Source organism: Myxococcales bacterium (genome assembly GCA_023898405.1).
Lineage (GTDB): Bacteria > Myxococcota > UBA727 > UBA727 > JABDBI01.
The window spans coordinates 1,281,618-1,296,284 of record CP060221.1 but is presented as its reverse complement, the minus strand read 5'-3'; the positions used below and the strand labels follow the sequence as shown (position 1 = coordinate 1,296,284).

The following is a 14,667-nucleotide window of genomic DNA, read 5'->3' as shown; positions in this document are numbered from 1 at the left end:
TGCAAATGATAGGAAGCACTTATGCGAAAGCTATCCGCTGTTTTGGGTTTTTTAATTATATATTATTCAAACTTAATTTGCGCACAAAATGATGCAGGTGCTCAAGCTGTAGGTAGTATTGTTGCGCTACCGATTATTACCACTTTTTGTCCATGCTATTGGCCTTTTGGAATTGTTACGAGCGCAGGGGTAGGGGCAACAACTTCTGTTGCAGCCATGGGGGGAGGAGCAACATCTTCCACAACCACATCGGGCATATCCACAAGCGGAACATCTTCAACGACGGTTAATCTCAATCATGGAGACATACCTTTTACGGGTAAGAATTGTTATGAGTTTTTAGAAGAATTGCAGCACAACTCTGATTGGCGCATCACTGAGTGGTTTTTTAAAAACTTTAAAAATTTATTTCTCAGTCCTGAAAGCCTAGAAGCATGGGATGAATATTGGGCCGATCGAAAACAGAAAAAAAGAGATAAAAAAGAAGCTAAAAAACAAGAGAAGCAGAGTAAGAAAAATAAGAAGAATCAGAAAAGCAATAAAGCAGAACAGACTGAGATTGAGCAAATCAATGAAGTTGAGATGCTAGAAATTCCAGGACAAACGGTGGATGAAAATGGCAAGGCTGTATCTGCAGTTCTTAAGTGTGAGGTAAAACAAGACCTGAGCGTTGAAGAGTTGTCAGAAAAAAATATTGAGTGTGAAGTTGTTGTTTTGGAAAAAGATAAAGAGTGAAACAAAAAACTTTTTGAAATAAAAAATAAAAAAAACATGTTGGCACGCCATATCTAGCAAATAGAAGGAGTGCCAATGCGCTTTTTGTCAACTTACTTATGTATTATTGTATTGTTTTCTAAGCTTTCTTTTTCTTTAGATAGTATCAACCAAAGGGGCGAGGATATCGGCCAGATGATTCCTGTTTTCTCTACACTCGCTCCTATGGGATCAACAGCACTTTTTATCACGGGGGCAGGAGGAGTGGTTGCTGGTGCTGCCACAACCTCGGCAACTATATCTGGAATATCTACTAGTGCCTGTGCAATCGGTGCCGTAAATTACAACGGAGGGAATGCTCCAATTATTGGTAATGTCTATGTGTTTTTGGAAGGACAAGAAGCTAACTGTAAAAGTGATATCGCTCGTGGAGTAATAAAATTTTGGAAAAGATTCTTTTTATCTCCCAAAACAGATGATGAATGGAAAAGCTTTAAGACAACGGTAAAGAAAAACAAAAAAGCTCAAAAAAACATGAAAAAATCTAAAAAAGAGGAATCATTGATGAAAGAATCTGAATTGATATTGAGCTCTGTACAGGATGAATTTGTGATTGAAGAGAAAGCGTAAAAAATATCTAGGAATAATTATCTGTCGAGCAATGTTAAGGTAATAATTTTGCTCGGCGGTGGGATCTATGACACGTCACTTGGTTTTTTATTTTTGTATTTTTTATGTTGTAAATATTTTCAGTCAGTCTTTTGATGAAGTAAAAATTCTTCACCAAGAATTTTTTGAAGCTATCAAAAATCCAAATAATGACCTTGAAAATATTTTAGATGCAGAACTTTCGAATCTACTAAGAAACATTAAATCACTGGGTAGAGATCATAAAAAAAATATCCAACGAGAACAATTGAGTGCATCCTTAGGGCACCCTAAAAAAAGAAAGGTGATATTTCTTCGAGGACGAGATGTTGAGCAAACTATAAGGCCGCCTTTTAAAGAAGAAAAAATTTATAACTACAAGTTTAAAGATACTCTTAAGAGTTTTACCTTAAGGTGGGCGAGTGACCCGCAATTTATCAAAGAAGAGCCAGACATCGCTTATCGCTTGAGTACATTTTTTGAGATTGATAGATGGGATAACAATGCGCTGCTCGAAAAATCTATGGTTTTTTATTTGGATCGGATGGATTTTAAATTACGCCATCATCTTTGGCCCGTTGTTCTTCATCATGAAAAAATTCATAGTTTGCAATTGTTATCAATGGAAGGTGGAAATTCTCTCACCAATGCTTTTGGTCACAGTGCTCTTCGTATTGTTATGTGTGACCCTGAACGAAGTGAGATCAGTGATGAATGTTTAAAGGATACAGATTTTCATGTGGTATTGATGTTTCGCGCTGAAGTTCCCCCCACATCGCATCTCAATCCACTTAGAGCAGTGACTGGTTCATATCCATCGCGGCTTTTTATGACTTCCCTCAACGAAATACTCGATCATTATTTAGAACGAGAGAAAAGAACCATTATTGCAATTCCCCTGGAATTAAACCGTGATCAGATTGTTTTATTTACGCATCAGCTGATGAGAATAGCCCGTTATGACAGGCCCTATGAATTTTTTAAAAACAATTGTGCAACTGAACTATTAGCCTTACTACAATCAGTGGTGGACGACCAAAGTATTTTCAAGCATGCGGCATTATCGCCAGGTGGTGTGATAAAACGCGCTCAAAAAGCACAGCTGGTTAAAGTTGAATGGCCTATAAAAAATAAGAGTGTGAATAATTTTTTACAGCTAGAAGATAAGGGATTAGCTTTTGTTCCTTACGAAAAAAAACTTCGTTATTTTTTTAGAAATCTTAAAGTTTTATTAAGTAAAAATGATGAAGATATTTTATTCTCACGTTCTGAATTTTTAAACAATAATTCGCAACAAAGAATAGAGTTTTATCAAGGGGTGCTTAAAAATTTAGGTAGTAAAAATATTGATGAATATGAAAGAAAAGTAATGATATTTTTAATGGAAAAAATTGAAGAAGAAATAAAAAGAAGAGTTTTTAAATCTCTTAATCAAGAAGGTAATAAATTTTTTATTGAGGCAAGTAGTAAGCAATTATTGACTGTGAATGAAATAAATTTTGTATCAAGTGAACAAAATCTCAACGAGGAACTCGATAAAATTTCTCAGTCAATAGCTCATGATGGCAATCAGATCGTTTTGGCTAGCGTCGAGGAACTTCGAGTGTGGGAAGAAAAGCAACTATGGATGAGAGAAGTTTTGCGTCATAACTGGGGAATGAAACGACTGCTCAATAATAACTCAAATGAAGAGCTTAATGAGCAAGAACAAATCATTGAATTGCTAAAGTTCCACGCATCAACTTTAAATAATTCCTAATATTCGCCACCACAATCCGCCAACAATAAGCCAGATGGTGATGTTGACTAAACTCATGATGAGTCCAATGCGCCACCAGTGATCAAGTTTGACGTAGCCCGAACCGAATAAAATTGGAGCAGGGCCAATACCATAGTGAGTAAGAGAACCAAATAAAGAACTTGCAAAACTCAAGGCTAATGCAAACGGCAAAGCTTTTGCTCCAAGAGCAATGGCTCCCATCAAAAATGGTAAAAATAAAGCTCCCACATGAGCAGTGCAACTTGCAAAAAAGTAGTGGCTGTAAAAATAGACTGCAAATAACAATGCAACAGCAATGCCAATGTTAAAGCCACTCATGTTAGATGCAACCAATTGTCCAAACCATGAAGTAAAGCCAGTACTTGAAAGTCCTTCAGCAAGGGCAAGTAGAGCACCAAACCAAATAAAAGTCTCAAATGCATTGTGAAGTTTTAAAAGTTGCTCCCACGTAAAAACCTGAACAATAAGCAAAAAGCTCATACCCAAAAGTGCGGCTATTACTGCAGAGACTTTGATCAGAGGTCCTAAAAGCCACAGAGTCATAAGAAGAATAAAACCTAAAGCCATGAGCCGTTCTTTGCTTTTCATGGGACCAAGATTTTTTAGCTCTGTTTTAGCATTGGCGGCAGCATGAGCGGTATCTTTGATTTCGGGAGGAGAAATTTTATACATAACTAAAGGAAGGACGAGCAAACTTGTTAAGCCTGGAACAAAAGCGTAGAGCGCCCATGATAGCCATGTGATTTCTATGCCAGCGCTTTTAGCAAGCTTGGCGGTTAATGGGTTTGCAGCCATAGCAGTCATGAACATAGCTGAAGTGACAACCGTAAAATTAAATAAGCATAAAACTAAATAGGTACCAATGCGTTTGCTTGACTTGTCATTGGGAAAACTTTCAAAGGAGCGGGCGATAGATTCTACCACAGGGTAAATAATTCCTCCGGTTCTAGCTGTGGAACTGGGAGTTCCAGGAGCGAGAATCAGTTCGGTAAGTCCAACACCATAAGCGATGCCAAGCGAACTTTTTCCAAAGGTAGCAATAAAAAACAAAGCGATACGGCGACCTAATCCAGTATGCACAAAACCGAAAGAGATAAAAAATGCACTCAAGATGAGCCATGTAATGGGAGAGGTAAATCCGTTAAAAGCCTGTTGAAAACTCATACTTTTTGTAAGTACTGCCATCGTAATACCCATGAGTGATGCTGCGCCCATGGGAAAAACTCCCAACATAACCAAAGAAATAGTGCTGAGGAAAATGGCAAAAAGTTGCCAAGCACCTGCCTCGAGACCTGCAGGTAAAGGACAAATAAAAACCAGAATGCCTAAAAAAATTGAAAAGAAGAACTTAATAGCGCGCTTTGTGTGATTCATGATTGATGATTTTTACCAACGTATTTGCAAGGTTATCGAGCATTTCTATCGAGCTTTTAAAATAGAACAAGGGGAGAGAAAATTCAAAACCTTGTTTAAAACTTTACGCTGTTTCATTGTTTTTAAATTTTTATTTTACTTTTTATTGTACTATTTTTACAAAGCTAATACTGGAGGTTTTCTATGAACGCTCAATTGATTAAGAAATTTTTTTTATGGAATTCTATTATTAATGGTGGGCTATTAATTATTTGGATAATATTTTTTATTTACGCTGCTGATTGGATATATGAGATTCATGAAAAAATATTTTTTATTTCGAGAGAAAGCTTTGATCAAATATCTTATAAACTACTTGGTGTATACAAGATTTTGTTTTTAGTTTTTAATTTGGTGCCGTATCTTGTATTCTCACTAGTGCTAAAAAGAATAGTGTGTACAAAATAGTCATAATAAAAATTTGCGAACTATGACAAATACTATCAAGGTTAATTGCGCCCTTTTAGCTGCCATGATCCTGTGGGCAAGTTCTTTTATTGCCATTCGCTTGAGTCTTGAGGGATACTCTCCTGGGTCTGTAGGGCTTTTTCGATTTATTTTGGCTTCTATGAGCTTTGTAATTTTTTTTGCATTCTATGCAAAATTTCCCAAGATAAATCTAAAACAATTACTTATGTTGGCAGTTGCTGGAAGTTTTGGTACCGCTGCTTATAGTATATTTCTAAACAGTGGTGAGCAAAGCATCTCTCCTGCTATGGCCAGCTTTTTAATCGCCCAAACCCCTGTCACCAATTCAATTTTTGCCTTTGTGTTTTTAAAAGAGCGCCTGAGTTTTAATACTTTGTTGGCTATAATAGTGAGCTGCATTGGGGTGAGCATTATTGTTATAGGTCAACCGATTGAGAGTGATTTTAACTTTGGAATTATTCTTGTGTTGATGGCAACTTTTTGTGGCAGCCTTCAGTCGACCATTCAGAAATATATTTTGCATCAACTTTCGCCGCTTCATGTCATTGCAATTTCGGTGTGGTTTGCAACAGCAAGTTTGCTGGTTTTTGCTTCGGATTTAATTAGTGAGGTACAGGTTGCGCCACTAAGATCTTCTTTGGCTGTTGTATTTTTGGCTTTTCTTCCCTCTATAGTTGGCCAGTGGTTGTGGGGTTATGGACTGTCAAAAACCACGGTGGCAAAGGCAAGTATCTACCTTTACATGCTTCCATTTCTTTCTACTTTATTTGCATGGATGGTATTTAATGAGTGGCCGGCATTTTTTGAATTTACTGGCGGAGTAGTGGCTTTGATAGGAGTAATCTTAATAAGAAAAGAAGTTAAAAAATAAAATTATAATTTGATTAAATATTTTATAAAAAATATTTTTTTGTTTTTTATTAAAGATCCCGCTTTACCTCAACAGCTTTCTCATTCAAATAGCCCTATGCCTGAAGGACCAGAAGTAAAAACAGTAACGACAACACTTAAAAAGCAACTTATAGGAAAGGAGCTTGGCCGCCTATGGCATAGTTCCCTCTATTTGAGAAAAGCCGTTGACTATGGAGAATTTAGATTTTTTGAAAATAAAAAAATCAGCGATATTTCGTGTTATGGCAAAGTGATTTTTTTCGAGATAGAAAATAAAACTTCTTTGCTTGCTCAACTGGGCATGACAGGTCAACTCAAGGTTGAAGATCAAGACACTCCTCTTGCTCTGCATACGCATCTGAGGTGGCCGCTTAAAGAGAGTGCACAAGAAATTCGTTACGTTGATCCTCGGCGTTTTGGTTTAATCGATGTGTGCGATGAAGAAAAAAAAGAATGTATTATTAATCGCTTGGGTCCCGACCCTTTTTGTATGACAACAAAAGATTATCTACCTTTGATTGAAGCTATGAAAAAATCGAGCCGTGCTATCAAAGAAGTATTGCTCGATCAAGCTGTTATCGTTGGGGTAGGCAATATTTACGCCTCTGAAAGCCTTTTCATGGCGGGAATTGATCCTAAAATCTTGGCCTGTAAAATCAGTACGGCTCGTTATCAAAAATTAATTGCAGCTGTCAAAGATGTGATGCTGCTCGCTTATAAAAATAACGGCACAAGTTTCTCAAATTATGTAGACGGTTCAGGAAAAAAAGGGAGTAATCTTGAGTATTTGAAGGTCTTCCAAAAAGAGGGTGAAAATTGTTCAAGGTGCCAAACATCTATAGTTCGGATAAAACAGGGTAGCCGGTCAACTTTTTATTGTCCAAATTGTCAAAAATAAGTCTGCCCGAGTTCAAGTTTTAGCCTGTTCACGTTAGGCTCCACACAATATTTTGAAAGTTAGGCTATTTATGAATAAAGATTTTACCCATCTTCATTTGCACACCCAGTATTCATTCTTGGATGGCGCGATTCGCATCAAAGATTTGATAAGTAAGGTGAATGAGCTTGGCATGAAACAGGTCGCCGTTACTGACCATGGCAATATGTATGGCGCCCTCGACTTTTACAAGCAAGCCAAAAATGCAGGGGTAAAACCTATCATAGGCATAGAGGCCTATGTTACGGGTTCGGCAGACTATACAGAAAAAGTCAGAGAAAATTTTCACCTCGTTTTGCTTGCAGAAAATGATGTTGGTTATCGCAACTTAAGAAAGCTCAGTTCAGAAGCTTTTGTTAATGGTAAATATTTTTTTCCACGTATAGATAAGAAACTTTTATATAAACATCGTGAGGGGCTGATTGCCTCGACGGCATGTTTGGGTGGTGAAGTTTCCAAGAAATGCGCGCACAATGATATCGATGGTGCACGCAAAGCTGTACAAGAATTTAAGCATATCTTTGGACCAAACAATTTTTTTCTAGAAGTTCAACCTAACGGAATTCCCATACAAGAACGTGTTAATGGCCACTTAGCGCAGCTTGCAAAAGATGAAGGTTTAAGAATTGTAGCGACCAATGATTGCCACTATGTGACACGTGATCAACATGATGCGCAAAATATTTTGATGGCCATACGTCAACAAAAAGCTTGGGACGATCCTACGCTTCACAAACATGAAACCGATGCATTTTACATTCGATCTCACGATGAGATGTATGAGCTTTTAAAAAATGATTATCCTGACGCTTTTGCCAATGCTTGTGAAATCGGTAGACGCTGCAATGTCAATATTGAGTTGGGTAAAACCTATTTGCCGCCCTTTCCATGTCCTGATAATTATCGTGATGAAGAAGATTATTTGCGACATTTGAGTCATCAAGGATTGATGCGACGCTTAAAAGAAATTAATTATCCTATCGATATTGATCACTATACATCTCGTCTTGAAACAGAGCTTTCAGTGATCATCGGTATGGGTTTTCCTGGCTATTTTCTTATCGTTCAAGACTTTATTAACTGGGCCAAGAATCACGAAATAAAAGTTGGACCTGGCAGAGGTTCTGGTGCTGGTTCGCTTGTGGCCTGGGCATTGCGTATTACCGATATTGATCCGATTCCCTACAATTTATTATTCGAGCGTTTTCTAAATCCCGAACGGGTTTCCATGCCCGACTTTGATATCGATTTTATGCAGGAGCGTCGGGGAGAAGTTATCAACTATGTTGCTGATCGTTATGGACGTGAACGCGTTGGACAAATTGCTACTTATTCAGCCTTAAACCCTAAAAGTGCAGTTAAAGATGTGGCGCGCACTTTAGGAATTCCCTTCGCTGAGATAAATGAGCTGACCAAGCCAATGCCATTATTGATAGAGGGCAAGAAGCCGGATCTCAAACAGGCGCTCGAATATGCACCCAATCTCAAAGCTAAAGCCAAAACCGATCCTCTCTATGAGCGAGTTTTAGAAAATGCTCGTGTGCTTGAAGGGCTTTATCGGCAAGCAGGAATGCATGCAGGCGGTATTGTCATTGGCGAAAAAGATCTGGTCGAATATGTACCCATTTTTAGTGGAGCCAATGGGGAAATTATTACCCAGTTTGATAAAGACAAAGTAGAAGAAGCAGGTTTAGTCAAGTTTGACTTTTTGGGTTTAAAAACGCTTGATGTTATTGCCCACGCCGAAAAGATGGTAAATAGACGCATCGATGAGGAAAATAAATTAGACCATGCTAAGCGCAGGGAAAAATTAAAAAATCATCCTCATGCAGTGCAAGACAGCGAAAGCATTCCATATTTGGTTGTGGAACTTTTAGCACCAGAACGCAAAGAAGTTTTTGAGTTGATCGCATCGGGAGATACGCTCGGGGTATTTCAAATTGAGTCGGGTGGTTTTCAGGACATGTGTCGTAAACTTAAGCCTGATTGCTTTGAAGATATTATTGCGGCCGGTGCTCTTTATCGTCCTGGACCAATGCAGTCGGGCATGGTGGATGATTTTATCGAGCGCAAGCATGGCCGCAAGGCTGTGGTGTATCCACACCCCATGCTTGAGCCTGTTTTGAAACCAACCTATGGAACCATTGTTTATCAAGAGCAGGTATTGCAATCAGCTCAAGTTTTAGCGGGCTATACCTTGGGAGCAGCCGATATTTTGCGTCGAGCCATGGGTAAAAAGAAATTTGAGGAGATGGAAAAACAGCGAGCTAGTTTTATTGCTGGGGCTCAAAAGAATGGAGTGGCTGCCGAAAAAGCTGCACAGGTTTTTGATACCATTGAAAAATTTGCCGGTTATGGTTTTAACAAGAGTCACTCTGCAGCCTACGCCCTCATCACCTATCAAACCGCGTATTTGAAACGATTCTATCCTGTTGAATTTATGGCTGCTTTACTGACTACCTCTAGTGGCTCTACAGAAGATGTTGTGAAATATATTCGTGAAGCTCGAGCCCAGGGTATTAAAGTTCTACCGCCGGATATTAATATTTCAACGAGCGATTTTACAGTTGATTATGAAGTTGAAGTTTCGGGAAAAAATTCATACGGACAGATTCGTTTTGGTCTTGGGGCGGTAAAAGGATTAGGGCAGGCTGCGCTCGATTCAATCATAGAAGCGCGTAATCAAAAAGGCCCAGCACAAAGCATGTATCAGTTTTGTCAGAACGTGGCGCAGTCGAAAGTAAATAAAAAAGTATTGGAAGCACTTATAAAATCGGGTGCCTTTGACTGTTTTTCTCGACCACGCAAGCAATTAATGCTTTCCATAGATAAAGCGATATCTCAAGCTCAACGTATACAAAGAGACCATAACCGCGGTCAGACCAGTATGTTTGATATGTTTTCGAGCAGTAGCAGTGAAGAAAGTATAGAAGAATATGCCAATGTCGGAGAGTATGTTTTAAAAGATAGACTTTTGATGGAAAAAGAGGCCGTTGGATTTTATCTTTCAGGGCATCCTCTCGATCCTTATGAAAAAGATGCCAAAGATCTTGGTGCTATTCCTACTGTACAACTGGTGAGTGCCCGACACTTAGAGGAAGTAAGTGTGGTGGGTGTGGTGAGTGCATTAAAGGAACGCCCATTAAAAAGTGGCAAGGGACGGTGGGCTGTTGTGGTGATAGAAGATAGTTTTGGGCAGGCTGAACTTTTATGTTTTAGCACAGCTTATGAGCAAGCAGAGAATTTATTAAAAACCAAAGAGCCTTTGATTTTTAGTGGGCGAGCTTTGATCGATGACGTTGATGATGAAGGTCAACAGCAAAAACCAAAAATGCGCCTGAGCGAGGTGCGATTGCTTTCTGAAGCACAGATAAGCCGATGCTCATATCTTGATATCGATTTGCGTAAATCTGAGGTTGATGAAAATACTCTGCATCAGATCGAAAAATTATTATCTCAGTTCCCAGGAGAAAAGTCTGTTCGTTTGCACATGAGAGTAAACAATAAAATTGAGCTTAAAATTAATTTATCTAATAAGTTTGCTGTTAATCCTGAAGAGCAAGTTATGCTTTTGCTTGAGCAAGAGATTTCTTATCTAAAAGTAAGGAGAACATGAGTTATATCTCTGAAGGAAAAATTTTTGTTTTTTTAAAAAATAGTGATGGAGTAGGTGATGCTTGTGACAAAATATTAGTCCCTATGCCAGTTGGGAATTTTATGCCACCTCTGCCCAATTTAGTACCGGTTCCAGAAATAAAGCCTATTAAAAAAAGTGATGAAGAAATTAGTGAAACAGAGCAAAATGCACCAATCCCAAACAAGGGACAAAGAAAAAAATAAGAACCAGTGCCCAAGCAAGTTTAGGGTGTAGCACTAAACAAATGCCAAATGATTTTATCTTATTAATACTTTTGGTCGCCCTATACGCAAAAAGAAGCAGATCCTTAAGGCTCTTCAAAAATAAATAGTTACTAATATTTAAGTTTAGTGCGGCAAAAATGATGGTGATCCCAATTTAATTCGACTTAACTTGTGATTTTTGTAATTATTTTCTAAGTCACTTAGCGATGATTAAAACATCACATGTTCTCGGGGGGGATCATGAAATCTTTTTTATTTGCATTCATAAGTCTATTTGCTCTTAATGGCCAAACTCAAACAGCAATTCTATCACCTATTGCTTCGTTTCCGAGTGGCCATTATTTGGGGCTCGGTCATTATGTTACTGCTGATAATCAGCATGGAAATTATTCAAGTTATCTCAAGGTAGGTGAAGAAAATTGGCAGATAAGTTATCTAAGAGAGTACGGCAATGAATCCTATGAAATAGAGTTTATGTTTGATGATAATGCTTCATTCATCGCATCGCTCGTGCAATATTCGAGCGATGGAGGAATTTATTTCTACATGGGAGCGGGCTATTGCCACAGCAATCAATGTCATCTGAGCATCGATATGGACGACAGATTTTTTGAAGAAACCCTAAGCTTTTATCCTGAACAAAAGAAAATATTTCGAATTGGTTCAATTTCAAGAAAACAGGATAGCGGTAATCAGCTCTCAATGTCGTGGCAAGAAAATCTCATTAGCGTTGATATGGGCGAAGAATAATTTTTAGGTAAAGTAAAATTGGCCAAAACCCACGCTTGTGGGTTTTTTGTTTTGTAATATCAGAATTTTTGCAAGTCGTTAATTTCGGACTTTTCTAATCTATGCAGCAAACAAATTCTAGCTGCGTAAAATTTTTTACTTCTTCATGAAAAATATTTGTTTATTGATCCTCAAATATCATCGCCAGGTCAATATTATGTGGCGCGAGCCCTCCTTGGTTATCGATACAACTACTTTTGCCTTCTAAAGTTGTAAAAATTGTTGGTTTGATTTTCCAATCGGTACATATCGATTGAATTTTTTGGGCATCAACATTGAAATCCCCCAGCACTTCTATTTTTTTAAAGCCAGAGTTAATAAGCTCACCAACAAATTTTTCAGTATCAGCACATAATTGTTTAAGTTCATTATCTTGGGCAGGATATTTCATGTGAGCACTTATGACGCATTCCTTGCTGCTATCATCGCAGTAAGATTGCAATCTCAGGGGACCACTCACTTTATCAGCTTTAAAACTGCTGTCAGCTTTCACAACTAAAGCAACATCCGGTGCTCTTTCTCCAGCTTGTGGTTGAAGTGGGGATAGAAATTGCAATGGTTTAAGAGCGTTGATGAAAATTTTTCGTAAATTTTTGTTTTCCTCATCACGAGCTGAAAATGTTGGAATTTCTTGCAAAGCCATCATTGAAAGGGAGTGTTCGTCAAACATCTCCTTAATCCTTTCTGCTATTGATTTGAGGCGGGTGGCATAAAATTGGTTTGCTATCCAACGAGGATCTCTAAAATTTTCTTCGCTTAGAGCATCATTTAAAACCCTATCACCATTTTTATTGACCAAAGCTCCATCGTCATCAACTCTAAACTTATGGGTATAATAGCTTTTTTGGGCATTTTGGTAGCGTCGGTGGCTAACTCTCTGACAAATATTCCATGTTGCTCGTGCGCCATAGATAATGGGGGCATGATCGGAAATCGACTTATCTAAACCATAGACACATGTCTCTTGGAAAATACCTTTGGTTTTTATGGCTTGGCCCTGTGTTTTTATTTCTACTGCATGCTGAGTAGCTTGAGGAACATGTGCATTAACTACAGGATCACAGCCTATGTTGAGCATTACAATAAAAAATATGATTGGAATAAATTTGTACATATAAATTCTCCGCGTATGATCGCATGTATGCGTTATCATTGTGCTCTTAAAATGTAAGCGGATTGACTAAAAAATGAAGCGCTTTTTAAGTTGAGTTCATTTTTTAGGCGAAATGTTAGCCAACTAAAATTTGATACCAACTGGCATTGCCAGGTGAGCTCGTGATGTCCATAAGAACTTATGCTTAATGCCTCAAATCTACATCTTTCTTATGCAAATCGTACCATCCTTAATGATGTTTCTCTTTCACTCTTGCCAAAAGAGAGGCTTGCCCTGGTTGGCCAAAATGGGGCAGGTAAATCGACTTTCTTAAAAATTCTAGCAGGAGAAACACCTGATAGCGGCAAAATAGAAAAGAGTAAAAATATTGTTATTGCCTTTCTTAAACAAGTACCAGAGCTTGATGAAAATCTGAGTGTGATTGAAACTGTTCGTTTAGGCATGAAAGAACATCTGGAAGCGATAAAAGAGCATCAGAATTTATGTGAGGATTTAAGCGCAAACCCGCAGGCAAGCAAAGAAATTGAAAATAAAATCGATTACTTAGTGCAATATATCGAACACAAAGGTGGATTTGATACCGATTATCTAGTGGAAACTATCTTAAGTCGTCTTGGGGTGAGTGCTCGTGAGCAAATCATCAAGACCTTATCTGGTGGTGAGCGGCGCCGGGTGGATTTGGCAAGAATTCTTTTGATGGCTCCTGATATATATTTACTGGATGAACCAACCAATCATCTCGATATTAAAGCCATTCAATTTTTGGTTGAATTTTTTACCAAATCAAATTCTGCAGTGCTTTTTGTCTCGCACGATAGAGCTTTTATTGATGAAATGGCCACTAAAATTGTGGAGCTTGAAAATGGAAAACTCTACACTCATGAGCCTCCATTCGCTAATTATTTAGAAAACAAACTGATTCGCGAGTTGATTGAGGAGCGCAGCCTTCATCGTAGAGAGCGTTTGATGGCAGGTGAACTTGCATGGCTCAGAGCTGGAACACCTGCCAGAACAACCAAACAAAATGCACGAATTGAACGGGCTTATGAGCTCATGGATCAGATTACTAAAGACAGCGAAGCACAGCGGAAAAATCAATTGCAGATGTCTACAGCACGAATTAAACGCTTAGGCTCTACTGTTTTGGAACTCGATGATGTTGGCGCACAAATTGGAGAGCGGATTTTATTCAGAAATTTTAATCTTAAGGTCAAGGCAGGCCAGCGTTATGGAATTTTAGGGCCCAATGGAGTGGGTAAGACAACGCTGTTATCTATTTTGGCCGGAAGACGTGCACCAAATTTTGGCCAGATAAAATTTGGTAAAAACACCGAGGTTATCGAATTTGATCAGCATAGAGAAATACTCGATGCAAACGCGACGTTAAAAGAAACTTTGGCGGATCATGGCGATTACGTTTATCTTGATGATCAAAAGATCCATATAGCAAGCTATCTTGAGCGTTATCTTTTTTCTGGTGAGGATGCACGGCGTAAAGTAGGGCAACTTTCTGGTGGCGAGCAAAACCGATTGATGCTTGCAAAATTATTTCGCCACTCAGCTAACTGTCTGTTGATGGATGAGCCTACCAATGATCTTGATGTCTCAAGTCTTGCTGTTTTAGAGGACATCATCATGAATTACGATGGTGTAGTGTTTGTTGTAAGCCATGATAGAAGTTTTTTGGATCGAATTTGCACGCATATCATAGCCTTTGAGACAAGTGATTCAGAAAATAAAGAGAGTCATTTGGAAGTTTATAATGGCAACTACAGCGATTACCGAGTACAAAAATCACGGGAAATAACTCCTGAGCAGCCAATAAAAAAAGCTGAACCCAAAACACCAAGAGAGCGGGTGCGTCCAAAAAAACGTAGTTTTAAAGAAGAACGGGAGCTTGAAACAATTTCTCAAGTGATCGAAGCGTTAGAAAAAGAACAAGGTGAAATCCACCAAGCTTTGTCAGATAGCGAGATATTTCGCGATGCTGCGCTTTCGGCACAAAAAATCCAACGCCTTAAAGAAGTTGAGAACGAAATAGAACGACTCTATGCGCGCTGGCAGGAGCTCGAAGAGATAGGACAATAAAAT

The 14,667-nt window shown here is 38.5% G+C and carries 11 protein-coding genes; 9 read left to right on the top strand and 2 right to left on the bottom strand.

The annotated features are described in order from the left end of the window. Positions 1–21 precede the first annotated feature (21 nt). The 3 genes from H6731_05830 to H6731_05820 all read left to right on the top strand — a co-directional run bounded on the left by H6731_05830 (position 22) and on the right by H6731_05820 (position 3,121). Complete coding sequence (locus H6731_05830; protein ID USN49801.1) at positions 22–735, top strand: hypothetical protein; 714 nt, start codon at positions 22–24, stop codon at positions 733–735. Between the two features lie 75 nt (positions 736–810). Beyond that, entirely contained in the window at positions 811–1,344 is a 534-nt protein-coding gene (locus tag H6731_05825; protein ID USN49800.1) for a hypothetical protein, read from the top strand. A gap of 67 nt (positions 1,345–1,411) precedes the next feature. Then, positions 1,412–3,121, top strand: coding sequence for a DUF4105 domain-containing protein (locus H6731_05820; protein USN49799.1), 1,710 nt, complete (start codon positions 1,412–1,414; stop codon positions 3,119–3,121). On the opposite strand, the gene H6731_05815 is transcribed toward H6731_05820, so the two are convergent. Then, a complete protein-coding gene (locus H6731_05815; GenBank protein ID USN49798.1) occupies positions 3,107–4,516 on the bottom strand; it encodes a DASS family sodium-coupled anion symporter in 1,410 nt (469 codons plus the stop codon). The two genes, H6731_05820 and H6731_05815, sit on opposite strands and share 15 nt — an antisense overlap. Positions 4,517–4,985: 469 nt before the next feature. Here H6731_05815 and H6731_05810 point away from each other — a divergent pair, with 469 nt between their 5' ends. From H6731_05810 to H6731_05790, 5 genes are all read left to right on the top strand, one after another. Next, complete coding sequence (locus H6731_05810) at positions 4,986–5,855, top strand: DMT family transporter (GenBank protein ID USN49797.1); 870 nt, start codon at positions 4,986–4,988, stop codon at positions 5,853–5,855. Between the two features lie 9 nt (positions 5,856–5,864). Then, complete coding sequence (gene mutM / locus H6731_05805; protein ID USN49796.1) at positions 5,865–6,773, top strand: bifunctional DNA-formamidopyrimidine glycosylase/DNA-(apurinic or apyrimidinic site) lyase; 909 nt, start codon at positions 5,865–5,867, stop codon at positions 6,771–6,773. A gap of 70 nt (positions 6,774–6,843) precedes the next feature. Further along, positions 6,844–10,428 carry a DNA polymerase III subunit alpha gene (dnaE, locus tag H6731_05800; protein ID USN49795.1) on the top strand — a complete coding sequence of 1,195 codons (3,585 nt, stop codon included), beginning with the start codon at positions 6,844–6,846 and terminating at the stop codon, positions 10,426–10,428. Continuing rightward, a complete protein-coding gene (locus H6731_05795; protein USN49794.1) occupies positions 10,425–10,652 on the top strand; it encodes a hypothetical protein in 228 nt (75 codons plus the stop codon). The genes dnaE and H6731_05795 overlap by 4 nt, the downstream gene beginning before the upstream one ends. A gap of 261 nt (positions 10,653–10,913) precedes the next feature. Next, positions 10,914–11,423 (top strand): hypothetical protein, encoded by a 510-nt coding sequence (locus H6731_05790; GenBank protein ID USN49793.1) that lies wholly within the window; start codon positions 10,914–10,916, stop codon positions 11,421–11,423. A 160-nt stretch (positions 11,424–11,583) separates the two neighbouring features. Here the strand turns inward: H6731_05790 and H6731_05785 are convergent, their stop codons facing one another. After that, positions 11,584–12,576 carry a hypothetical protein gene (locus tag H6731_05785; GenBank protein ID USN49792.1) on the bottom strand — a complete coding sequence of 331 codons (993 nt, stop codon included), beginning with the start codon at positions 12,574–12,576 and terminating at the stop codon, positions 11,584–11,586. Positions 12,577–12,756: 180 nt separating this feature from the next. Here H6731_05785 and H6731_05780 point away from each other — a divergent pair, with 180 nt between their 5' ends. Then, the gene (locus H6731_05780; GenBank protein USN49791.1) at positions 12,757–14,664 is read left to right on the top strand and encodes an ABC-F family ATP-binding cassette domain-containing protein; all 1,908 of its coding nucleotides are present in this window, start codon (positions 12,757–12,759) and stop codon (positions 14,662–14,664) included. Positions 14,665–14,667: the final 3 nt, after the last annotated feature.